Origin of the sequence: Pseudomonas sp. FYR_2, from assembly GCF_043106425.1 — a bacterium.
In the GTDB taxonomy this organism is placed as follows: Bacteria; Pseudomonadota; Gammaproteobacteria; order Pseudomonadales; family Pseudomonadaceae; genus Aquipseudomonas; species Aquipseudomonas monteilii.
Window position 1 is genome coordinate 260255 of record NZ_JBICMM010000020.1, and the last position, 21337, is coordinate 281591.

At 62.7% G+C, this 21337-nt stretch carries 19 protein-coding genes; 6 read left to right on the forward strand and 13 right to left on the reverse strand.

Annotated elements, in window-relative coordinates:
• Nucleotides 1–102: 102 nt before the first annotated feature.
• Both ACF8R4_RS11305 and ACF8R4_RS11310 read left to right on the forward strand, forming a co-directional pair.
• Nucleotides 103–1287 carry an osmoprotectant NAGGN system M42 family peptidase gene (locus ACF8R4_RS11305; RefSeq protein ID WP_104834143.1) on the forward strand — a complete coding sequence of 395 codons (1185 nt, stop codon included), beginning with the start codon at nucleotides 103–105 and terminating at the stop codon, nucleotides 1285–1287.
• A gap of 82 nt (nucleotides 1288–1369) precedes the next feature.
• On the forward strand, nucleotides 1370–1597 hold the full coding sequence (locus ACF8R4_RS11310) for a YheU family protein (RefSeq protein WP_060497566.1): 228 nt from the start codon (nucleotides 1370–1372) through the stop codon (nucleotides 1595–1597).
• A 32-nt stretch (nucleotides 1598–1629) separates the two neighbouring features.
• On the opposite strand, the gene csrA is transcribed toward ACF8R4_RS11310, so the two are convergent.
• Both csrA and ACF8R4_RS11320 read right to left on the reverse strand, forming a co-directional pair.
• On the reverse strand, nucleotides 1630–1809 hold the full coding sequence (csrA, locus tag ACF8R4_RS11315; protein WP_060497567.1) for a carbon storage regulator CsrA: 180 nt from the start codon (nucleotides 1807–1809) through the stop codon (nucleotides 1630–1632).
• Between the two features lie 120 nt (nucleotides 1810–1929).
• Nucleotides 1930–2739, reverse strand: coding sequence for an SDR family oxidoreductase (locus tag ACF8R4_RS11320; protein ID WP_104834141.1), 810 nt, complete (start codon nucleotides 2737–2739; stop codon nucleotides 1930–1932).
• 220 nt (nucleotides 2740–2959) lie between these two features.
• Here ACF8R4_RS11320 and ACF8R4_RS11325 point away from each other — a divergent pair, with 220 nt between their 5' ends.
• A complete protein-coding gene (locus ACF8R4_RS11325) occupies nucleotides 2960–3112 on the forward strand; it encodes a DUF3309 family protein (protein ID WP_012271016.1) in 153 nt (50 codons plus the stop codon).
• Here ACF8R4_RS11325 and ACF8R4_RS11330 read toward each other — a convergent pair.
• The 10 genes from ACF8R4_RS11330 to ACF8R4_RS11375 form a co-directional block, all read right to left on the reverse strand.
• The gene (locus tag ACF8R4_RS11330; protein WP_392492404.1) at nucleotides 3040–6291 is read right to left on the reverse strand and encodes a response regulator; all 3252 of its coding nucleotides are present in this window, start codon (nucleotides 6289–6291) and stop codon (nucleotides 3040–3042) included. The two genes, ACF8R4_RS11325 and ACF8R4_RS11330, sit on opposite strands and share 73 nt — an antisense overlap.
• Complete coding sequence (locus ACF8R4_RS11335) at nucleotides 6292–6918, reverse strand: response regulator transcription factor (protein WP_060497569.1); 627 nt, start codon at nucleotides 6916–6918, stop codon at nucleotides 6292–6294. It lies immediately after the preceding gene.
• A gap of 26 nt (nucleotides 6919–6944) precedes the next feature.
• Entirely contained in the window at nucleotides 6945–8132 is a 1188-nt protein-coding gene (locus ACF8R4_RS11340; protein WP_177337075.1) for a hypothetical protein, read from the reverse strand.
• A 5-nt stretch (nucleotides 8133–8137) separates the two neighbouring features.
• Nucleotides 8138–8836, reverse strand: a complete 699-nt coding sequence (locus tag ACF8R4_RS11345) for a hypothetical protein (protein WP_060497594.1) — start codon at nucleotides 8834–8836, stop codon at nucleotides 8138–8140.
• A gap of 170 nt (nucleotides 8837–9006) precedes the next feature.
• Nucleotides 9007–10194 (reverse strand): hypothetical protein, encoded by a 1188-nt coding sequence (locus ACF8R4_RS11350; RefSeq protein WP_392492406.1) that lies wholly within the window; start codon nucleotides 10192–10194, stop codon nucleotides 9007–9009.
• 26 nt (nucleotides 10195–10220) lie between these two features.
• Nucleotides 10221–12713 (reverse strand): TcfC E-set like domain-containing protein, encoded by a 2493-nt coding sequence (locus tag ACF8R4_RS11355; RefSeq protein WP_104834139.1) that lies wholly within the window; start codon nucleotides 12711–12713, stop codon nucleotides 10221–10223.
• 97 nt (nucleotides 12714–12810) lie between these two features.
• The gene (locus ACF8R4_RS11360) at nucleotides 12811–13287 is read right to left on the reverse strand and encodes a CS1 type fimbrial major subunit (RefSeq protein WP_060497572.1); all 477 of its coding nucleotides are present in this window, start codon (nucleotides 13285–13287) and stop codon (nucleotides 12811–12813) included.
• A 218-nt stretch (nucleotides 13288–13505) separates the two neighbouring features.
• On the reverse strand, nucleotides 13506–15170 hold the full coding sequence (locus ACF8R4_RS11365) for a cation acetate symporter (RefSeq protein WP_060497573.1): 1665 nt from the start codon (nucleotides 15168–15170) through the stop codon (nucleotides 13506–13508).
• The gene (locus tag ACF8R4_RS11370) at nucleotides 15167–15478 is read right to left on the reverse strand and encodes a DUF485 domain-containing protein (protein ID WP_054900493.1); all 312 of its coding nucleotides are present in this window, start codon (nucleotides 15476–15478) and stop codon (nucleotides 15167–15169) included. The genes ACF8R4_RS11365 and ACF8R4_RS11370 overlap by 4 nt, the downstream gene beginning before the upstream one ends.
• A gap of 243 nt (nucleotides 15479–15721) precedes the next feature.
• Nucleotides 15722–16582, reverse strand: a complete 861-nt coding sequence (locus ACF8R4_RS11375; RefSeq protein WP_060497574.1) for a glycine betaine ABC transporter substrate-binding protein — start codon at nucleotides 16580–16582, stop codon at nucleotides 15722–15724.
• Nucleotides 16583–16779: 197 nt separating this feature from the next.
• Between ACF8R4_RS11375 and ACF8R4_RS11380 the strand changes: the two genes are divergently transcribed.
• Nucleotides 16780–18345 carry a beta (1-6) glucans synthase gene (locus tag ACF8R4_RS11380; RefSeq protein ID WP_104834138.1) on the forward strand — a complete coding sequence of 522 codons (1566 nt, stop codon included), beginning with the start codon at nucleotides 16780–16782 and terminating at the stop codon, nucleotides 18343–18345.
• A gap of 290 nt (nucleotides 18346–18635) precedes the next feature.
• Here ACF8R4_RS11380 and ACF8R4_RS11385 read toward each other — a convergent pair whose 3' ends face one another.
• Nucleotides 18636–18989 (reverse strand): hypothetical protein, encoded by a 354-nt coding sequence (locus tag ACF8R4_RS11385; RefSeq protein WP_060497576.1) that lies wholly within the window; start codon nucleotides 18987–18989, stop codon nucleotides 18636–18638.
• Nucleotides 18990–19179: 190 nt separating this feature from the next.
• On the opposite strand from ACF8R4_RS11385, the gene ACF8R4_RS11390 reads away from it, so the two are divergent.
• Both ACF8R4_RS11390 and ACF8R4_RS11395 read left to right on the forward strand, forming a co-directional pair.
• Nucleotides 19180–20478, forward strand: a complete 1299-nt coding sequence (locus ACF8R4_RS11390) for a serine/threonine protein kinase (protein ID WP_060497577.1) — start codon at nucleotides 19180–19182, stop codon at nucleotides 20476–20478.
• Nucleotides 20471–21295: a VacJ family lipoprotein gene (locus tag ACF8R4_RS11395; RefSeq protein WP_082426333.1), complete on the forward strand. Its 825-nt coding sequence runs from the start codon at nucleotides 20471–20473 to the stop codon at nucleotides 21293–21295. The genes ACF8R4_RS11390 and ACF8R4_RS11395 overlap by 8 nt, the downstream gene beginning before the upstream one ends.
• Nucleotides 21296–21337: the final 42 nt, after the last annotated feature.

The window sequence follows — 21337 nt, forward strand, 5'->3', positions numbered from 1 at the left end:
CCCGCTCCCACAGGTAAAGCGCTGCCCTCAGGGATTGTGAGGTCCCTGTGGGAGCGGGCTTGCCCGCGAAGAGGCCAGTACAGGAGTAAAGGAGTTCCAAACATGTCCAATCAGTATCCTGAACCCGATCTCGATTACCTCAAACGCGTGCTGCTGGAGATGCTCGCCATCCCCAGCCCCACCGGCTTCACCGACACCATCGTGCGCTACGTGGCCGAACGCTTGGACGAGCTGGGCATCCCCTTCGAGCTGACCCGGCGCGGCACCATTCGCGCCACGCTCAAGGGCCGGCAAACTTCCCCCGACCGTGCCGTATCCGCGCACCTGGACACCATCGGTGCCAGCGTGCGCCAGTTGCAGGACAACGGCCGCCTGGCCCTGGCACCAGTGGGCTGCTGGTCCAGCCGCTTCGCCGAAGGCAGCCGCGTCAGCGTATTCACCGATACTGGCGTATACCGTGGCAGCGTGCTGCCGCTGATGGCCAGCGGGCATGCCTTCAACACCGCCATCGACCAGATGCCGGTGAGCTGGGAGCATGTGGAAGTGCGCCTGGATGCCTATTGCGCCACCCGTGCCGATTGCGAGGCGCTGGGCGTGAGCATTGGTGACTTCGTGGCCTTCGACCCCTTGCCCGAGTTCACCGAAAGCGGTCACATCAGCGCCCGCCACCTGGACGACAAGGCCGGCGTAGCTGCGCTGCTGGCGGCACTGAAAGCCGTGGTTGAAAGCGGCCAGCAACCACTGATCGACTGCCACCCGCTGTTCACCATCACCGAAGAAACCGGCTCGGGCGCGGCGGGCGCCCTGCCCTGGGATGTCAGCGAGTTCGTCGGCATCGACATTGCCCCGGTAGCGCCCGGCCAGGCCTCCAGCGAGCATGCGGTGAGCGTGGCCATGCAGGATTCGTCGGGGCCTTACGACTACCACCTGTCCCGGCACCTGCTGAAACTGGCCGGCGACCACGACCTGCCGGTGCGACGCGACCTGTTCCGCTACTACTTCAGCGACGCTCATTCGGCGGTGACCGCAGGGCACGATATTCGCACCGCGCTGGTGGCATTCGGTTGTGATGCCACCCATGGCTATGAGCGCACCCATATCGACAGCCTGGCTGCACTCAGCCGGTTGTTGTCGGCTTACCTGCTTAGCCCACCGGTGTTCGCCAGCGATTCGCAGCCGGCCAATGCTTCGCTTGAAAGGTTCAGCCACCAGCTGGAGCACGATGCGCAAATGGAGAGCGACACACGGGTGCCGGCGGTGGACAGCCTGATTGGCAATAAAGGCTGAGGACGTTTGGGGCCGCTTTGCGGCCCCAAAATATCAACTGTTTCGCGTAGCATGCCCACACCTACTTCAGACATCGCCTACCATGCTGATCCCCTACGACCAACTGCAAGCCGAAACCCTGACCCGCCTGATCGAAGACTTCGTCACCCGCGACGGCACCGACAATGGCGACGATACCCCACTGGAAACCCGTGTGCTGCGGGTGCGCCAGGCATTGGCCAAGGGGCAGGCGTTCATCCTGTTCGACCCCGAAAGCCAACAATGCCAGTTGTTGGCCAGGCATGATGTGCCCCGCGAACTGCTCGGCTAGCAGGCCCGCGACGCGCCCCGGTACAGGCAACATCAGGCCTCGTTTTGCTTGGCCTCCTTGATGCGCTTGTACACCTCGGCCCGATGCACCGGCACCTCTCGCGGGGCCTCCACACCAAAGCGCACAATCCCTTCCCGGACATCCGCCACCATGATCCTGATGTCATCACCGATCACGATGATTTCGCCTACTTCGCGCCCTATTACCAGCATGTTCCGATCCTCCTGCCAACGGGAAAACCAGAGCCTGCCTCGTAGGGATTCGGCTACTCAATAGCTCCATCACTATTCGGAAGAGCCCTACACAGCCAGGTAACTTCTCCTACAGGTTATTCATCGCGACTGGGCTTTTGCGCGCATTTTCACCGCCATTTCGGCCATCTCGTCATACAGCCGCTCAGGGGCCTGGCATTTCAGCTGCCAGGCTTGCCGCCCTGCCTCGTGCGGCAGGATAAGGAACTCGCCAGCGACGACCTGTTGATGGATGTAGTCGGCAATGTCCGCCGCGCTGATCGGCGAGCCCTCCAGCAACTTGCCAACCTGCGCCTTCATCGCCGGGTTCGGCCCTCGGAACGAGTCGAGCAGGTTGGTCTGGAAGAACGACGGGCACACCACATGCACCGCCACCTCCAGCTGGCGCAGTTCCACCAGCAGGCTTTCCGACAGGGCCAACACACCCGCCTTGGCCACGTTGTAGTTGCTCATCCCAGGCCCCTGCATCAGCGCGGCCATGGAGGCAACGTTGATGATGCGGCCCTTGCTGCGCTCCAGCAGCGGCAAAAAGACCTTGCAGCCCTTGACCACACCCATCAGGTTGACCGCGATCTGCCAGTCCCAGTCTTCCAGCGACAGTTCGGCGAAGAACCCGCCCGAGGCAACACCGGCATTGTTGACGATCACGTCGATACCGCCGAACAGCTCGGTGCAGGCCTGGGCCAGGGCTGTCAGCTGGCTATAGTCACGCACGTCACAGTGCTGAACGAAGCCATCGCCGCCCGCTTCGCGGGCCAGCGCCAGGGTTTCGCGCAGGCCGGTTTCATTAACATCAGCCAGCGCCAGGCGCCAGCCCTCACGCGCCCAGCGCAGGGCGATCTCGCGGCCGAGACCGGACCCGGCGCCGGTGATCATGATGCGGTTTTGCATGGTGGCTGGCCTTGTTCAAAGTGGTTGTGCAGCGAGTCTAATCAAGACCAGGCGGACAGGCAGGGTTCATCAGGGTAATGAATGGGTGGGCATGACTGCATGGTCGGTTCCGCCCGCCTGGCCGCACACAAATGGAATCTTTCCCGCGTGACGCCGGTCCTTACTTACAAGAGGCCAGCAGTCAGAGGCCCTTGACCCTCAACCATGCAAGGATTCCGTCATGACCACGATTCTCATCATCATCCTGATCCTTCTGCTGATTGGTGGCTTACCGGTCTTCCCACACTCGCGCAGCTGGGGCTATGGCCCGTCCGGCATCGTCGGCGTGGTGCTGGTGATCTTGTTGGTGCTGTTACTGCTTGGCATGATATGAGCCACCCCGGCCTGGCGTTCCAGATGGCGCTCCAGGCGGCGCATGCCGTCGCCCAGGGCGCGGACCGCCAGGCTGAGCGCCGGGCGCTGCAACGGCTGAGCGTTGCAACAACGCTCGACCTGCTCGCACAAGGTAACCAGGGCGTCGGCGCGGGCGATACGTGCGCCGCCCTTGACCCGGTGCGCCAGGCTGGCGATAGCCTCGGGCGCATCACCGAGGTTTTCCAACCGTTGCAGGTCCTCACGGTTGCTGGCACGCAGGTCGCCCAACAACGCCTTTAGCGCCGCTTCATCGTTACCCACCAGATGCCTCAAGTGCTGCAGGTCTAGCAGGCTGCCTTGGTCATTCGGTTCCTGCGCAGGCCGTGCACTGATCAGTGCCTGGGCGAGGCTACCCAAGTCCAGCGGCTTGAACAGACAGTCATCCATGCCCGCTTCGCAACTGCGCCTGCGCTCGGCCTCCTGGGCGCTGGCGGTCAGGCCAATCACCCTGCTACGCGGGCGAGCGCTGCGCCGCTCGTGTTCGCGTATGGCACGGGCCAGCCCGTGACCGTCCAGGCGCGGCATGTTGCAGTCGGTAATCACCACGTCGAAATGCTCCTTCAGCCACAAGCGCAAGGCTTGTGCGCCGTCTTCCGCAACCCGCGCCTGATGCCCGAGAAAATCCAGTTGCTGTGCCAACAGCAGCCGGTTTGCCGGGTAGTCGTCCACCACCAGCACCCGCAGCCGTGCGCCAGGCTCTGCAGCAAGCAAGGGTGAAACATCAGGCGCTGGCGCCGCACTCGACAACAGCGGCAGCTTGAGCCGCACCTGCACTTCGGTGCCCTCCCCCAAGGTGCTGCGCAGCTGCAATTGCCCCCCCATCAACTGGCACAGGTTACGGCTGATGCTCAAGCCCAGGCCGGTGCTGGCACGTGGCGACTGGCGGTGGTTGCTGGCCTGACGAAACGGCTGCCCTAATGCAGCCAGCTCGCTGGCGGCGATGCCCACGCCGCTGTCCTTTACCAGCAGCACGATATCGAGCAGCCCGTCAGCCGGCGCTGCCTGCAGGCTGACCAAGATGCGCCCGCGCCGGGTGAACTTGATTGCGTTGCTCAGCAGATTGGCCAGCACCTGCTTGAAGCGCAGCGGGTCGAGCATGACCTCGGCACCCACTGCCCCTCCCAGTTGCATCTGTAACTCAAGGCCTTTGCCACGGGCCAATTGTTCGAACAGTTGCACCACCCGCCCGACCAGCTCGCCCACCCGTACCCGCTGCGGCGAAAGTTGCAAGTGGCCGGTTTCGATGCGGGTAATGTCGAGTATGTCGCCAATCAGCTCTTTCAGCCCCCGTGTCGCTTCGGTGGCCACCTCGATGGCCAGGCGGTCCAGTACACCTTGGGCGGCCTTGCGCTGTGCCAGTTCGAGCATACCCAGCACCGCATGCAGCGGGGTGCGGATCTCATGGCTAATGGTGGCAAGGAACTCGGTCTTGGCCTGGTTGGCGGCATCCGCCGCACGCTTGGCCCGCCGCAACCGTACCTGCAACCGGCGCAGGTAGCGGATCCACAACAGAGCAATGAACAGCAGGCAGAACGCGATGCCGAAGCCGAACAGCACCTTGACACGATGGCGGGGCCAGACGCCGTCGGGGACGATCATCGGGTTGCGCCAGCGACGCACCAGCGCAGTGGTCTCTTGCGGCGTCAGGCTGAGCAACGCGCTGTCGATGATACCCAGCAGTTCACTGGCGCCGCGGGTACTGGCCAAGGCGAAATGCGCGGGCGGCAGGGCCAGGCCGGCACTGACCTGCAACTGCCCGGGGTACCACCGGGCGACCAGCGGACGGGCGTCATCCAGAGTCAGGAAGGCGGCGTCCACCCGGCCATCGGCGACCGCGTGCAGGGCATCCAGAGGGCCGCTCAATACGCGTTGGCGCACTTGCGGATAACGTTGTTGCAACAGCTCGACCATGGCACTGCCCGACACCACCGCCACGCGCCGTCCAGCCAGTTGCTCCAGGCTGGACGGCGCCTGTTCGCCAGTGCGGCTGACCAGCACCCGCGAAGCACTGAGGTAGGCGCGACTGAAGCCCAGGCGCTGCGCCAGGTTGTCGCTGTAGGGTAGCCCGGCAATCAGGTGCGCCTTGCCTTGAATGACTTGGCCGATCATCTGCTCGGCGCCCGCCCCTGCCTGCACGTCAAATTCAAGACCGGTGCGCCGGGTGATCATCTGCAGCACATCGAGGGTCAGGCCGCGCAGCTGGCCCTTACTGTCGCGGTAGCTCAGTGGCAGCACCTGATCGTCCACCAGCACGCGCACCTTGGGGTTGTCAGTCAGCCAGCGCTGCTGGGCCTCGCTCAAGTGCACCGACTGGGCCGAGCGTGGGCCGCTCGCCAGCGGGTTCCAGCGCGCCTGGATGCGCGCACGCTGGGCTGGGCTGATGCCCTCCAGCACCGTATCCACCAGGCGTGGCAACGGCGTACCGTTGTCAAGCATGGCAAAGCCAATACTTTGGCGCGGCAGGGCCGCATGGCCAATTTCTTCCACCCCGCTAAAGGGGCTGCGGCCCTTCACGTAGCGTGCAATCAAGGCGTTGCCCAGGTACAGGTCAGCCTGGCCTAGGGCAAGCGCGGCCAGGGCGCTGAACGCAGTGGGGTGCACCTGCAGGTCGGCTTGTGGGTAGTACTGGCTGACCTGCTCCGGTGTGCGGTAACCGTCCACCATCACCATGCGCAACGCTTCATCGCCCGGGGAAACCGCCTTGTGCTCCTGGGCCAGCAACAGGGGATAGTCTTCGGCGTAGGGCGTCGACAGGCGCAAGCCGGCCTGCAGCGCCTGCTGCGCAGTGACCGAGCCAAGCAGGTCGACAGTGCCTTCGCGCAACGCCGCGACCGCCGCCTGGAACGACTCGAACACCTGCACCTGCATGTCCAGTTGCAGGTGTTCGGCCAGTAGCCCCGAGTAATCGGCCGTGATGCCTTCGTAGGCACGCCCGGTGCCGAGGATATCCAGCGGCGGCTGGTCGTCGCCAAGCACCCCCAGGCGCAGCACACGATGGTGCCACAGCCAGCGCAGGTCACTGCTGACCGGTTCGGCACGCGGCCCTTCGAATACCGCACGCCCATGGAACACCGGTGCAGCCACGCCCGACAGGGGAAACAGGCAGCACAACAACAGCAGCCAGATTGCACGCACCATTCAAATAAGCTGGTTGCGACGAGCGAAATCCGCCAGGTCGATAAGCGAGTTAAGACGCAGCTTTTCCAGCAGCCGCCCCTTGTAGGTGCTGACCGTCTTGTTGCTGAGCAGCATCACGTCACCGATAGCCTTGTTGCTCAGGCCACGGGCCAGGTGCTGGAGGATCATCAGTTCACGGTCACTGAGGCAGGCAATACGCTGCGCATCGGTGGCGTACAGGTCTTGGCTGTGCACCGAGCTCAGCGCCACCTCGGGGAAGTAGGTGAAACCCGACAGCACTGCGCGCACCGCCTTGTTCAGCTCTCCCAGGTCGTTGCTTTTGCACACAAATCCCGCCGCCCCGGCTTGCATGCACCGCAGGGAGTAGGCTTCGGCCTGGTGCGAGGTCAGCACCAGAGTCTTGGCCGGTCGTTCGTGGCGCTTGACCCGGGCGATCACCTCCATGCCATCGAGCCTGGGCAGGCTGATGTCGAGGATGATGATATCGGGCGCCTGCTCACGGGCCATGCGCACGGCGTCGATGCCATTGTCGGTCTGGCCGACGATCTCCAGGCGCTCCTGGCGCAGCAGCATGCACACCGTGGAACGTATGAAAGGGTGGTCGTCGACCACCAGTGCTTTATTCATCAGGCGTTCTCGCTTGGCAGGCTGGCTTAGAATTCGGCATCGAACACCACGGTGGCCATGCCGTTGTAGGTACTGCCGGCATGGTCGAGCATTTCGCCCACCGCAGCGCTCGCAACCTCGAAATGCAATTGCCCGGGCCGGTTGAGCGCCGGCGTAGCCGCTTCGAACTGCAACGCAGCGCCCCTGCCGGTTGGCAGCGGTACACGTTCAACGGCCTGACCGCGATGCTGAATGCCGGCAGGCAGGCTGAGGGATATCCCCACCGGTACCTGGTGCTGATCTGCATTGCGGATGGCACAGGTGCCGGCCATGTTGTACTGGCACAGCTTGTAGGCCTTGAACGGCCCGGTGGACCACACCCGAAACGGCAGGTCTCGATACAGCCTCTGCGGCGGCCGCCCTCCCGACAGCCGGGATTTCCAGCCGCCTCGAGGTTCGAGCACCGCGCGGTCGGAGCCGGGAGGAAATTCGAAGATGAACGCGTGCTGGACATCGAGCACGAAATCGACCGTCAGGGTGTTGGTGCTCAGGCCACTGACCTGGTTGCCGAAGTCGAAATCCCCTCCCGGGCCTACGCTATACACCACGCTGCCGCGGTAGATGCCGGCAGGAAGGCGATAGGGCGGCGGCAGATTCAACTGGTAGGCGACGCTGGTGTCGGTCACATCGACAGTGTCCCTCTGACCACTGCCCCCCTGAAGCACGGAGACCGAACAGGGCTGAGGTGCTGCCGGGCTTGTCATATCCCACAAGTACCTGACTATCGGGGGCCGGTATTGGGACACGGTGGTGACCATCCGGCATCCACCACGCACGTCTCTATTGCCTGGTGCAATACGTGTCACATCGCTGCCGTGGACTTCTTGACTGATTGCCGACCAGTCGAAAGTAATCTGCCGTGGCTCACCGGTTTGCTCATGATAGACATCGATCTGCTTGCGACCGGGCAGCTGCACATAGAATTGATCACGCACATCCGCCGCATCCTTTGTGGTTTGCTTGGTATACGTGATAGGCAACGCGACTGTCTGGCGGGTTCTACAGGTATAGGGCATGTACTGGCACATACCGCCGGGTGGCGTTGTATTGTCGAAACGGCCCGAGCCACCGCCACGATACTGGGCAGAGATCGTCACTTGTGCTGCCTCTACAAACGACATCGGCAAGGCAAGGGCGGTCAGCAACCAGACCAAAACCCTGCGGGTACGCGCCATGGTTTTCATCCCTCCAGTAACATCGGCTTGCGCTCAGCGCCTTCGTGCAACTCGAACTGATGCACCTTGGCCGCCTGCCCTTCGAACTGGCGGGTACGCCCTGGCAGCAGATGATGCTTGGTGGCCGGCTCGCACACCTGGTCCTGCGCCTGGCACTGGCGGAAGTGGTCGAGCACCACGGTGGCGTTGCCCTGGTTGGTTACGGTCAGCGCACCGCCCTGGCGGCGGATCGGGGTGTGGTAGCGGGTCTGGTCGGGGCGCACGAACAACAGCGTGCCGTAGCCGGCCAGGAGGTTGACGCCGGCCTTGAGGCTGTCGCGGTACTGCTCAGCTTCGGCTTCGCTGACGGCAAAGCCGTCGCCCAGTTCCGGCAGCACCGGGATGAAGCGCAGGCGGTAGTAGCGCTCCTTGTCGCGCTCGCCGCGGTACAGCAGGCGCACGGCCTGCATGCCCCGCGACGGCACGATCAGCCGCGCCGGGCTGACCACCAGGCCGCGCTGCTCCAGTGCCAGGCCTTCGAGGGCGACTTCACGGGGCGGGCCACTGCCGTCATACACCAGCTCAACCACGCTGACCTTGACGAAGGCCGTAGAATCACCGCCGTTGCGTACGCGCTTGAGCAAGGTGCTCTTGCCTTCTTCCAGGTAGTCGTATAGCCCGCCCACATTCAGTTCGGGCCCCGCCTGGGCCAGGCAAGGCAGCATGGCCCAGGCCAGGCAGAAATAGCGAAATGATTTCACGCAAAATTCCTCATAGCAAAAAGCCTCTGATAGCCAATCAGCATCACTGAAGTGATTGTGGTCTTGTGCTCACACACAAAATGCAGGAAATTTCCTAATCGTTTGAGGAGATTTCCTAAAGACAGCTTCCGCCCTTATAGCTGGGCGTCGAAAACCACCGTCACCTCTCCCTCGTAGCGGCTGCCGGGATGCTCGATCATGGCTTTCACATCTTCGCCACCAACCTCGAAATGCAACTGCCCCGACTGGTTGAGCACCGGCATCACCGACTCGAAAGAGAGCGCAGCATCGCGACCGGTAGGCAGCTCGAGCTTACTCACCAGACCGCCTTGGTGCCGAATGCCGCCGGGCAAGGTCAATGCAACGGCAACAGGTACCTCATGGTTTGCGTCATTGCGGATACCGCAACCGGTACCCGAATAATGCCGGCATAACTTGTAAACTTTAAAAGGCCCGGTGGACCACAGCCGAAACGGCAAATCCCTGAGCAACCGCTGGGGCGCCCCCCTCCCCCCGAGCCACGCCCCCCATCCCCCTGGGGGCTCCAGCACGGCACGGTCCGATCCAGGTGGAAACTCGAAGACGAAGGCATGCTGTACGTCAAGTTCGAAGTTCAACGTCAAGCTGCTGCCATTCAGAGCGCTGACACCATTGCCAAAATCGAAGTCGCCGCCCGGTCCGATACTGTAAGTCAGGCTGCCGGTATAAAAACCGGGCTTCATGCGATTGGGCTCAGGCATGGTCAGCCGATAGGCGATACCCATGTTGCTAACCGAAGTTTCAACGGTATAACCGTTCGGCATCGCCCCATGAATGGAATGGCACCCGGAGGGTGAGCTTGGATTGCGTACCAGCCACAGGTAATGCGTCGCAAAAGGGCTGCCGGCATAACCGAATGTCTGCCGATAAGAGCAACCACCCCTGATTTCCCGTGTCCAGACCGGGTTGACGCGCAACTCCGGGGTACCCTGAACCTGCTGACTGACGCCAAGAAACTCAAAGTTCAGACGATGGGACTCCCCCGTGCTTGTGTGAAACACATCCACAGCCCTGGCCGAGGGCAGTTGAACGTAAAAATTGTCACGGACATCACCACTGTTCTTCACCGTCGTCCTGGCATAGGTAATGGGAAGCTGCATGGCGCGCATTTCGCGGCAGTCTGCAGACCAGCGTTGGCAATACGCAGCCAGCGGGGTGGTATTTTCGAAGTCACCCGAAGCATCCCCCAGGTATTGAGCACTGACAAGCGCCTCCAGGGCGACAGCATCCCGTCCGGGTGTTGCCAGGCCAAGGAGCAACCATACCCCCAAAGGCAGGCGCAAAGCCGTTCTGATAATCCGGTACCCACTCACCCCTTGTCCCCCGTATGCAATGACCCGGCCTGAGCAACTTTGCCCGGCTCACAGGCTAGATCGCCAGCCAGCAATACATCTCCCTCACGCTCGATCTGCGCCACTTTCAGCTCAAGCAGGCACAGCGCCTGCCCTCCCTTGCGCACCTCCAGCGTCGGCGTCGACTCACTCATCTCCACAGCAAAATGCCCCCCAGCTTCGCTCACGCTACGGCTGGCGTGATTGACCACCTGCGCCCCTTGCATCGGTTGCCCATGTCGATCGAGCAGCCGCCCCAGCACGGTCACCGTGCGCATCACCCGCAACTTGCGATAGCCCACCCCGCCCCGGTTGAGGTGGTAGTCGAAACTGGTCGGCTGGATCACCGCCGCCGCTTCGTTGTCGCCATCCAGGTCGAACTGCACATAGCCGGACTTGTAGGCGCCAACCGGGATCACGTTACGACCGGGGTGCAGCGTGGCGCTCAGCCCATACTGGTCGTCGGCGCGCAGGGCCAAGCCTTCTATGTCGCTCTCGACATCGACGATCAGCCCGGCATCGTGGGGCAGGTACTGGCCGCTCATGGCCAGCTTGCCTTCCCCCACCGCGACGATGCTCTGCAGGTTGAGCCCGGCGCTGACTTCGCCGTTGTAGGACGAACTCTGCGCGTAGGCGTCGCCGTACAGCGCCTGGTTCTGGAACTGAGCCGTGCCGCCGAAACCGGCGCCGTAGCGGTCCGCCGTGACGCTGCCGCCGAGGCTGCGCACCACGCCTAGGTCGACGTCGCGCTGGTAGGACAGCGAAGCATTCTGATCGCGCCCACCGTCATGGGCGGTGCGGCTACCGATGCTGGCGGCAATGCGCTCGCCGGGGCCACCCAGGCTCATGCTCACGGCCAGGTTGACGCCACGGCTGCGCTCGTCACCGCTGCTGCGGGTGCCAGGGCGGTCGAACAGGCTCAGGCGCCAGTTGGCGTCAGAGCCCAACAGCTTGCCGTAGTACGACCAGCCCAGGTCGATGCCGAGGCCATCGGCGGCCCCCGAACTGTGGGCCAGGCGAATGGTGGCGGTGCTGCGGTTGCTCAGGCGGTGGGTCAGCAACAGGGAGGTCTGGCTCTGTTCCTGGTAGCGCACGAACTGGCTGTGGGTCGGGCGACTGACCGTTTCCAGCCAGGAGCGGCTGTGGCTGAACACCAGCGAGCCCAGGTCGTGGTTGTGGATCACTTGCAGGTCATAACCATCGCCCTGGTTCTCGGTACGGTAGAGGTTGCCGTAGAGCTTGAGCCGATCGAGTGCGTCCCAGTCCAGCGAGGTACCGTATTGCATGGCTTCTTCCACCTGCTGCACGGACACGCCAAGTACCGCCCGCGGGTGCAGCAGGTAGTTGGCCATGACACCGGCGCTGAGGCTGTCGTCGTGATCCTCGTCCCAGTTGCTGAGCAGGCTGGCCTGCTGGCCCAGGTACAGGTTGTAGCGCCAGCGGCTGTCGGGGTTGCGCCAGCTGTTGGGCTTGTAGACGAACTCCTCGGTGCGTGCAGTTTCCTGGCCGTCTTCCAGCAGGCGCACCTCGACCTGGTAGATGCCACCTGGCAACACCCGGGTATCCAGTGCTTGCAAGCCAGGCTGCACCGTCTGGCTGTTGATCAGCGAGCCATTGCGGTAGATCTCCACCACGCCGGGGCGATTGGGGGTGACGTAGATGGGAGTCGAGCTGGGCTGGCCGTTGTCGATCAACAGGCTGTCGCTGCTGCCGAACATCAGGCCAAGCGTGGTATCGGGACTCTGCCCCAGCAGCCGCGGCTGGCGGGTGAGTCCTTGGTTGCCGGGGGTAAAATAGCCCAGGCGAAAGAAGTGGTCATCGTGCAAACGCTCGGCGTACAGCTGGCTGACCCGGTGCCGGGTTTGCTGACTGCCGACGCTGCCACGGTCAAGCTGGGCATCGGCCAGGGTGGTCCAGTTACCGACACTGCCCTGGCCTGCCAGAGAAAACAGGCCACTGGTGTCGCGGCCATCGCTGGCCAGGTTGAGTTGGTTGCGCAGCAGCAGCCCGCCGCCCTGTTCGGGCAAGGCGTGGTAGCGCGGTGCGTCGCCGGCCAGCTCGGCGGCGTGGGTCAGCAAGGACAGCTGCGAGTTGACCAAGCTGTAGTGGATAGCGCGCAAACCGTCCGGGCAGTCGCGCTTGCAGTCGCCCAACGGGCGACCAGAAGTTAGCCGCTCCTGCCAGCGGCGGCGCAGGGTTTCTGGCTCGCGGCTGTCGAAGTGGTCGGTGAACTCCAGCAGCTGCACACGCTCATCGCGGCTGAGCACCACCATGGCATCACCCAGGTAGCGGCCATCCAGGTCCACACGCACGGCCAGCGGCACGTCAAAAAAGTGCTCCTCGAATTCCCGTGGCAAGCCTTGGGCCTGGCTAACCACGCCCATTGCACGGTCAGACGCCTGGGCGGCAACCGGCAGCACAGCAAGACATGCCGTCAGCAGCAAAGTCTTTATAGTTAAGGAAAAGGCCATGACCCTGTCTGCAAGCAAGACGCTGCCCTCACCCCCGGCGCGACGCAAGGGGTGAAGGTGAGCAACAACGGATGAAAGAAGGGGAACAGTGCGGGGATCAGGGCGCAGCGGTTTCGAACATCATGCTGACCAGGCCTTGGTAGTTGCCTGGCTTGTAGCCACCGGCCGGGGTTTGCGCTGCCACTTCGAAGTCGACGATGGCTCCGGGTAAAGCCTGGGTCTCGGTGAGAATTTCGGTCGCATTGGTGGTGAGCAGCGTGTCGCCGATCTTCACATCCAGGCCGATGGAGTCCAGACCGCTGCTGACCACGGCTGGCGACAGCAGGTGGGCAGTGATCGGGCCGATGGTGCTCTTGGCTTGCAGTTGCTTGCGGACCGGGGTCAGGGTGCCTTGAAACGAGTTCCAGGCCATTTCCTGCGGGTCATTCATCCAGTTGCCGCCGACGGGCTCGACGTAGAAGTTGGCGGTAGGCACGGTAGCTGTAATCAGCACCTGTTTCTCGATCGGGTCTTCGGCCATGGCTGGGCCTGCAACGAGAGCAGCAAATGGAAGTGCCAGCATGAGTGCTTTCACGAATAGATCTCCTGGAAATCTGTAGACATAAGCTTTGATTGAAGGTCAATCAGGCTAAGCGCCGTTGACAGGCAGGAGTATCCGCAGTTACCCACAACGTAAATACGGGAACTATCCGAGCGAGTTGTTGACATTTCCTAACGACAATTCAGAGGGGGAGCACTTCCGCAGGAGAATACCAAGCACATTGGGGCCGCTTTGCGGCCCCAATTACCTGATTAGTGAGACACCGCCCCACTGGCACCCAGGCCAGTCTGCGAACGCACGAACTGCGGGAAGAACAGCGCGCGTTCGTCTTCAGCCGCCTTGGACTTGTCGGTGACCGAGAAGAACCAGATGCTGACGAAGGCAATGGCCATCGAGAACAGCGCCGGGTACTCGTACGGGTAGATCGGTTTCTCGTGGCCGAGGATCTGTACCCAGATGGTCGGGCCGAGGATCATCAGCGTCACCGCACTTACCAGCCCCAGCCAGCCACCAATCATCGCGCCGCGGGTGGTCAGCTTTTTCCAGTACATCGAAAGCAGCAGTACCGGGAAGTTGCAGCTGGCCGCGATGGAGAACGCCAGGCCAACCATGAAGGCGATGTTCTGCTTCTCGAACAGGATACCCAGGCCGATCGCCAGCACGCCCAGGGCGACGGTAGTGATTTTCGATACGCGGATCTCGTCCTTGTCGTTGGCCTTGCCCTTGCGCCATACGCTGGCGTACAGGTCGTGGGACACCGCCGAGGCACCGGCCAGGGTCAGGCCGGCAACCACCGCCAGAATGGTGGCGAAGGCGACCGCCGAGATGAAGCCCAGGAACACGCTGCCACCCACCGCATTGGCCAGGTGCACGGCTGCCATGTTGTTGCCACCCAGCAAGGCGCCGGCGGCGTCCTTGAAGTCCGGGTTGGTGCTGACCAGCAGAATCGCGCCGAAGCCGATGATGAAGGTCAGGATGTAGAAATAGCCGATGAAGCCGGTGGCGTACAGCACGCTCTTGCGCGCTTCCTTCGCGTCACTGACGGTGAAGAAGCGCATCAGGATGTGCGGCAGGCCAGCGGTACCGAACATCAGTGCCAGGCCCAGCGAGAAGGCCGAGATCGGGTCCTTGACCAGGCCGCCCGGGCTCATGATCGCCTCGCCCTTGCTGTGCACCTTGATCGCTTCCGAGAACAGGGTATTGAAGTCGAAGCCTACGTGCTTCATCACCATCAGCGCCATGAAGCTGGCACCGGACAGCAGCAGCACTGCCTTGATGATCTGCACCCAGGTGGTGGCCAGCATGCCGCCAAACAGCACGTACAGGCACATCAGGATACCCACCAGGATCACCGCGACGTGGTAGTCCAGGCCGAACAGCAGCTCGATCAGCTTGCCGGCACCGACCATCTGGGCGATCAGGTAGAACGCCACCACCACCAGCGAACCGGAGGCCGACAGGGTGCGGATTTCCTTCTGCCCGAGGCGGTACGAGGCCACGTCGGCAAAGGTGTATTTGCCCAGGTTGCGCAGGCGTTCGGCAATCAGGAAGAGGATGATCGGCCAGCCGACCAGGAAGCCGATGGAGTAGATCAGGCCATCGTAGCCAGAGGTGAACACCAGCGCGGAAATACCCAGGAACGAGGCGGCCGACATGTAGTCGCCGGCGATTGCCAGGCCGTTCTGGAAACCAGTGATCTTGCCGCCGGCAGCGTAGTAGTCCGACGCCGACTTGTTGCGTTTGGAGGCCCAGTAGGTGATGCCGAGGGTGAAGGCGACGAAGGCCACGAACATGGCGATGGCGGAAACGTTCAGCGGTTGCTTCTGCACCTCGCCGGTCAGGGCATCGGCAGCCCACACGGCGGGTGCGAAGGCTCCGCAGGCCAGTACGGCCAGGGTTTTGGCGTGGCGAATCATTGTTGCGCCTCCTTCAGGATGGCCTTGTTCAGCTCATCGAATTCGCCGTTGGCGCGGCGCACGTAGATGGCGGTCAGGACAAATGCCGAAACGATCAGGCCGACGCCCAGGGGAATGCCCCAGGTAATCGACGACTCAGGGCTGAGCTTGGCGCCCAGTATCTGAGGACCGTAGGCGATCAGGAGGATGAAGGCGCAGTACAGGCCGAGCATGATCGCTGAGAGTATCCAGGCGAACCGTTCGCGTTTGGTGACCAGCTCCTTGAAGCGGGGGCTGTTTTGTATCGAGAGGTAAATGCTGTCGTTCATTGTTTTTGTCCTAGCAGCACAGGTAGGGGATGAAACCCACGCCCTTACTTTATGCGGCTGTTGGACGGCAGCCAGACGACCTTAGTCTTAGATGCAACGGTGTTTTACCGATTGCGTAACAAAGTGAAGGCCCTTTCGCGGGCATGCCCGCCCCCACAGGGGGCATCACAAGGCCTGAAGGCAGTGATAGACCTGTGGGAGCGGGCAAGCCCGCGAAGCAGAAAAACCGGACGTTGAAGTAGATTACTTACCTGTCCACTCCTTCACGCGATCAGGGTGCTTGGCCACCCAGTCCTTGGCCGCTGCTTCAGGCTTGGCGCCTTCCTGAATCGCCAGCATCACCTCGCCAATCTCGTCCTTCGACTGCCAGCTGAACTTCTTCAGGAACTCCGCCACCTCCGGCGCCTTGGTCGCCAGTTCCTTGCTGCCAATGCTGTTCACGGTTTCCGCCGCGCCATACACGCCTTTCGGGTCTTCGAGGAACTTCAGCTTCCATTTGGCGAACATCCAGTGCGGTACCCAGCCAGTGACCGCAATCGACTGCTGCTTGGCATAGGCACGGCCCAGCTCCGCGGTCATGGCCGCACCGGAGCTTGCCTGCAGCTTGTAGCCTGTCAGGTCGTAGTCCTTGATCGCCTGGTCGGTCTTGAGCATTACGCCGGAGCCGGCGTCGATGCCGACAATCTTCTGCTTGAAGCTGCTGTCGGTCTTGAGGTCGGCAATGCTCACCGCCTTGACGTACTCGGGCACGATCAGGCCGATCTTGGCGTCCTTGAAGTTGGGGCCGTAGTCGACCACGTTGTCCTTGTTCTTGGCCCAATACTCGCCATGGGTGACGGGCAACCAGGCCGACAACATCGCATCGAGCTTGCCGGTTGCCACACCCTGCCACATGATGCCCGTGGCCACGGCCTGCAACTTCACGTCGTAGCCGAGCTTCTGCTTGATCACTTCTGCAGCCACGTTGGTGGTGGCCACGCTGTCGGCCCAACCATCCACGTAACCGATGCTTACTTCTTTGGCCATTGCCTGTGCAGCGCTCATGGCCATTACCAGGGCGGTGCCCACACCCAGTAAACGTCGCATTCTTTTTATCGCAGCCATCAAAGCATCCCCTCGTCAGGTCTAGGAGATTCCATCATCTGCCTGCAACACCGGGCGACCTGATCCAGCTGCGACCTGTACCCGCCCCATATGCGACAGCACTGTGCCATTAGCGCCATCGGCTCACGCCGGCCTGCGCGATCCTTGCATGCCAAAGCGTTGGCGCCGGGCTACTATCTACCCTTTTGCGCCTGACGATGGACCGCCCGATGCCCAGCTCTGCCCGCCTGCTGTTGCCGTTGTACCTGCTTGCCTGCCTGTTGGCCCTGCTGGGGCTTGCAGGGCTCTGGTACGGGCTTGGCAAGCCGGTGCACCTGCCGGATGCGGCCAGCCCGACGCACAAGTTGCAGTGCGCGTCCTACACGCCGTTCGACAAGGACCAGTCGCCCTACGACCAGCCGTTTCGCCTGCGCCCGGCACGCATGGACGCCGACCTTGCGTTGCTGGCTGAGCGATTCCAGTGCATCCGCACCTATTCCATGACCGGTCTTGAGGCAATCCCCGCGCTGGCGCGCAAGCATGGCCTGAAAGTGATGCTGGGTGCCTGGGTCAACGCCCACCCGGCCGATACCGACAGGGAAATCGACCTGCTGATTGCCGCCGCCAACGCCAACCCGGATGTGGTCAGCGCGGTGATCGTCGGCAACGAAACCTTGCTGCGCAAAGAGGTGACCGGCGCACACCTGGCCACGCTGATCGCCCGTGTGAAGCGCCAGGTGAAGGTGCCGGTGACCTACGCGGATGTATGGGAGTTCTGGCTGCAGCACCCGCAGGTAGCGCCGCAGGTGGACTTCTTGACTATCCACCTCTTGCCCTACTGGGAAGACGACCCACGCGGTATCGACGAAGCCTTGGCCCATGTGGCCGATGTGCGCAGGGTGTTCGGCACACGCTTCGCCCCCAAAGACATCCTGATCGGCGAAACCGGCTGGCCCAGCGAAGGGCGCCAGCGGGAGACCGCAGTGCCCAGCCGGGTCAACGAGGCGCGTTTCATTCGCGGCTTTGTGGCCATGGCTGAGAGCAACGGCTGGCGCTACAACCTGATCGAAGCATTCGACCAACCCTGGAAACGTGCCAACGAGGGGGCCGTCGGCGGTTACTGGGGGCTTTACGATGCCGACCGGCAGGACAAGGGCGTGCTGGAGGGGCCGGTGAGCAACCTGCATTACTGGCCGCAGTGGTTGCTGGCCTGCGCATTGTTGATGCTGGCCATGCTGTTACTTGCCGGGCGCCCCGCAACGGTTCAGGCAGCCTTGCTGCTGCCATTGCTGGCGGCGTTTGGCGCCGGATGCCTGGGGTTGTGGGGTGAGCTGATGCGCACCCATGCGCGCTTTGCCGGGGAGTGGGTATGGGCGGTGGCGCTGGCCGGGTTGAACCTGCTGGTGCTGGCCCACGTGTTGCTGGCCCTGGCGCAGCGGGCCGGCTGGCGCGAGCGGTTGTTCGCCTGGCTACAGGCACGGGCAGGCTGGCTGTTGCTGGCGGCGGGCTTTGCCGCAGCGGTGAGCATGTTGGCGATGGTGTTCGACCCACGCTATCGCAGCTTCCCCAGTGCGGCGCTGGCGTTGCCGGCGCTGGTCTATGTGCTGTGGCCGGTACGGGCACGGCGTGCCGAGGTGGCGCTGCTGGCGTTCATTGTTGGGGCCGGGGTGGCGCCGCAGTTGTTCGTGGAAGGGCTGGAAAACCAGCAGGCTTGGGGCTGGGCGGTGGTGAGTGTGCTAATGACAGCGGCTTTGTGGCGGAGCTTGCGGCTGCGTTCGGCTTGATTGCTATGGTGGGGCGGAAATCGAGCGCCGCCCACGCGGCGCATCGCGAGCTGCGCTCGCTCCTACGTTTATTTCGGGCCAATTATTCCTGTGGGATTTGAGCGCGTACGCCTTGGCGCAAGGCGCAATATCGCGTCGTACAAACCAGGCAGTCGCGCGCGCCTGTCACAGGCATCACTGGCCCGAAATAAACGTAGGAGCGAGCGCAGCTCGCGATGCGCCGCGTGGGGGGCGCTCGATTTCCGCCCCACCGCAGTACCCAAGGCATGCACCTTTGAGCCCCACTGCAATTACCGAACCAACCGCAACCCCGCCAGCACCAGCGCAAACACCGCAATGCTGGCGGTATACAGCACAAGCGCTGGTACCGCGAAGAGCAGGGCCAACACCGCCAGCCACCAGCCGGTGCGGCGGGTCACCACCTGCGCCAACAACGCAAGGCCCAGCCCGGACCAGGCCATCACCTGATGGTGAATGCCCAATCCCAGCAACGACCGCACCTCACACTGCCAGTACGCCGCAGGTGTCGTACACAACCCCACCCACTGCCCGTCCTCCATCAAGCCGTAACGCACGCCATAACTGGCCGCAAGCCACAACCCCAGAAACAGCACAAGCAGCGCAGCCGGCAGCGTACGAGACATCCCGTTCTCCAATAGCGGTAATCGAAAGCATCCATGATCGCTTATGCCCCGATGTAAGGCAAAATCACAACCCTGCAGCTATGTTGCAGATAACCGGCACACCAAAGGCCACCGCGCCAGGCAACTTTGCCTGCGTTGATGTGGTCCTAGCCTGCACACCGCTCGACCTTGCGTTCTTTTGGGGGACTACATGCTTCGATCTTTGCGCCTCGCTGCCCTGCTCGGCAGCCTGCTCATGGCTGTGGCCGCTTCGGCGCGGGACATCGACGCCGCGAGTTATGGCTACCCCTTGACCAACCCGTTCGAGGCCACCATCGCCACCACGCCGCCGGACCAGCGCCCGACCCTGCCCAGCGACGACGAAATCACACAGTCCGACTACAGCCTCAACCTGCGCCCGGAGCGTGAGTTCACCCTGCCCGACAACTTCTGGGCAGTGAAAAAACTCAAGTACCGCCTGGCCCGCCAGGACCGCGAGGCGCCGCTGATCTTCATCATTGCGGGTACCGGCGCACCGTACTCCAGCAGCATCAACGAATACCTGAAAAAGCTGTTCTATCAGGCCGGTTTCCACGTAGTGCAATTGTCGTCGCCCACCAGCTACGACTTCATGAGCGCCGCTTCGCGCTTTGCCACCCCCGGTGTCAGCAAGGATGACGCCGAAGACATGTACCGGGTGATGCAGGCCGTGCGCGCCCAGCACCCGCGCCTGCCAGTCAGTGACTTCTACCTCACCGGCTACAGCCTGGGTGCGCTGGATGCGGCCTTCGTCAGCCACCTGGACGAAACCCGCCGCAGCTTCAACTTCAAGCGCGTGCTGCTGCTGAACCCGCCAGTCAACCTGTACACCTCGATCAACAACCTGGACAAGCTGGTGCAAACCCAGGTCAAGGGCATCGACCGCAGCACCACCTTCTACGAGCTGATGTTGCAAAAGCTCACGCGCTACTTCCAGGACAAGGGCTACATCGACCTCAATGACGCCCTGCTGTACGACTTCCAGCAGTCGCGCCAGCACTTGTCCAACGAACAGATGGCCATGCTGATCGGCACCTCGTTCCGCTTCTCGGCGGCCGACATTGCCTTTACCTCCGACCTGATCAACCGCCGTGGCCTGATCATTCCGCCGAAGTTTCCGATCACCGAGGGCAGTAGCCTCACGCCGTTCTTCAAACGTGCCCTGCAGTGCGACTTCGACTGCTACATGACCGAGCAGGTGATCCCCATGTGGCGCGCCCGCACCGACGGCAACAGCATCCTGCAACTGGTCAACCAGGTAAGCCTGTATGCCCTGGAAGACTACCTGCGCAGCAGCGACAAGATTGCCGTGATGCACAACGCTGACGACGTCATCCTTGGCCCCGGCGATATCGGCTTCCTGCGCAAGGTGTTTGGTGACCGGCTGACCCTTTACCCCCATGGCGGCCATTGCGGCAACCTCAACTACCGCGTCAACAGTGACGCCATGCTGGAGTTCTTCCGTGGTTAACAAACTCCTCTTTGCCACTGCCCTGCTGGCTGCCGGCCACGCGCTGGCCGCCGAAACCGCCCCACGGGCCAGCGTGGTCGAAGCCGACCCTCAGGTGACTGCCGCACCACTGGCGCCCGAAGCAGACGGCTTTCTCGACCCGCTGCGCGAGTTGAAATTCAACCCCGGGCTGGACCAGCGCGAGTTCGAGCGCTCTACCCTGGAGGCGCTGAACGTGTACGACCCGCTGGAGTCGATCAACCGGCGCATCTACCACTTTAACTACCGGCTGGACCAATGGGTGCTGCTGCCGCTGGTGAGTGGCTACCAGTACGTCACCCCGCGCTTCGTGCGTACCGGGGTAAGCAATTTCTTCAACAACATCGGCGATGTGCCGAACCTGTTCAACAGCGTGCTGCAGCTGAAAGCCAAGCGCTCGGCGGAGATCACGGCGCGGCTGATGTTCAACACCATCATTGGTGTGGGTGGGCTATGGGACCCGGCCACCAGCATGGGCCTGCCGCGTCAGAGCGAAGACTTTGGCCAGACCCTGGGCTTCTACGGCGTGCCTGACGGGCCGTACCTGATGCTGCCGGTGCTGGGGCCATCGAACCTGCGCGATACCACCGGGGTGGTGGTGGACTATGCGGGCGAGCAGGCCATCAACTACCTGAATGTGGCCGAAGCTAGCACCGACCATCCGGAAATCTTTGCCTTGCAGGTGGTGGACAAGCGCTACACCACCAAATTCCGCTATGGGCAGCTGAACTCGCCGTTCGAGTACGAGAAGGTGCGGTACGTGTATACCCAAGCGCGCAAGTTGCAGATAGCCGAGTAAGCAGGCCCGGCCTGTTCGCGGGCAAGCCCGCGAAAGGCCCGG

Bases quoted from the DNA above. Each gene is read 5' to 3' on its own strand.
- ACF8R4_RS11305 (WP_104834143.1), top strand. From the start codon at position 103: ATGTCCAATCAGTATCCTGAACCCGATCTCGATTACCTCAAACGCGTG.
- ACF8R4_RS11310 (WP_060497566.1), top strand. From the start codon at position 1,370: ATGCTGATCCCCTACGACCAACTGCAAGCCGAAACCCTGACCCGCCTG.
- ACF8R4_RS11340 (WP_177337075.1), bottom strand. From the start codon at position 8,132: ATGGCGCGTACCCGCAGGGTTTTGGTCTGGTTGCTGACCGCCCTTGCC.
- ACF8R4_RS11390 (WP_060497577.1), top strand. From the start codon at position 19,180: ATGCTTCGATCTTTGCGCCTCGCTGCCCTGCTCGGCAGCCTGCTCATG.
- ACF8R4_RS11355 (WP_104834139.1), bottom strand. From the start codon at position 12,713: ATGGCCTTTTCCTTAACTATAAAGACTTTGCTGCTGACGGCATGTCTT.
- ACF8R4_RS11385 (WP_060497576.1), bottom strand. From the start codon at position 18,989: ATGTCTCGTACGCTGCCGGCTGCGCTGCTTGTGCTGTTTCTGGGGTTG.
- ACF8R4_RS11330 (WP_392492404.1), bottom strand. From the start codon at position 6,291: ATGGTGCGTGCAATCTGGCTGCTGTTGTTGTGCTGCCTGTTTCCCCTG.
- ACF8R4_RS11380 (WP_104834138.1), top strand. From the start codon at position 16,780: ATGGACCGCCCGATGCCCAGCTCTGCCCGCCTGCTGTTGCCGTTGTAC.
- ACF8R4_RS11370 (WP_054900493.1), bottom strand. From the start codon at position 15,478: ATGAACGACAGCATTTACCTCTCGATACAAAACAGCCCCCGCTTCAAG.
- ACF8R4_RS11365 (WP_060497573.1), bottom strand. From the start codon at position 15,170: ATGATTCGCCACGCCAAAACCCTGGCCGTACTGGCCTGCGGAGCCTTC.
- ACF8R4_RS11320 (WP_104834141.1), bottom strand. From the start codon at position 2,739: ATGCAAAACCGCATCATGATCACCGGCGCCGGGTCCGGTCTCGGCCGC.
- ACF8R4_RS11335 (WP_060497569.1), bottom strand. From the start codon at position 6,918: ATGAATAAAGCACTGGTGGTCGACGACCACCCTTTCATACGTTCCACG.
- ACF8R4_RS11375 (WP_060497574.1), bottom strand. From the start codon at position 16,582: ATGGCTGCGATAAAAAGAATGCGACGTTTACTGGGTGTGGGCACCGCC.
- ACF8R4_RS11345 (WP_060497594.1), bottom strand. From the start codon at position 8,836: ATGCTGCCTTGCCTGGCCCAGGCGGGGCCCGAACTGAATGTGGGCGGG.
- csrA (WP_060497567.1), bottom strand. From the start codon at position 1,809: ATGCTGGTAATAGGGCGCGAAGTAGGCGAAATCATCGTGATCGGTGAT.
- ACF8R4_RS11325 (WP_012271016.1), top strand. From the start codon at position 2,960: ATGACCACGATTCTCATCATCATCCTGATCCTTCTGCTGATTGGTGGC.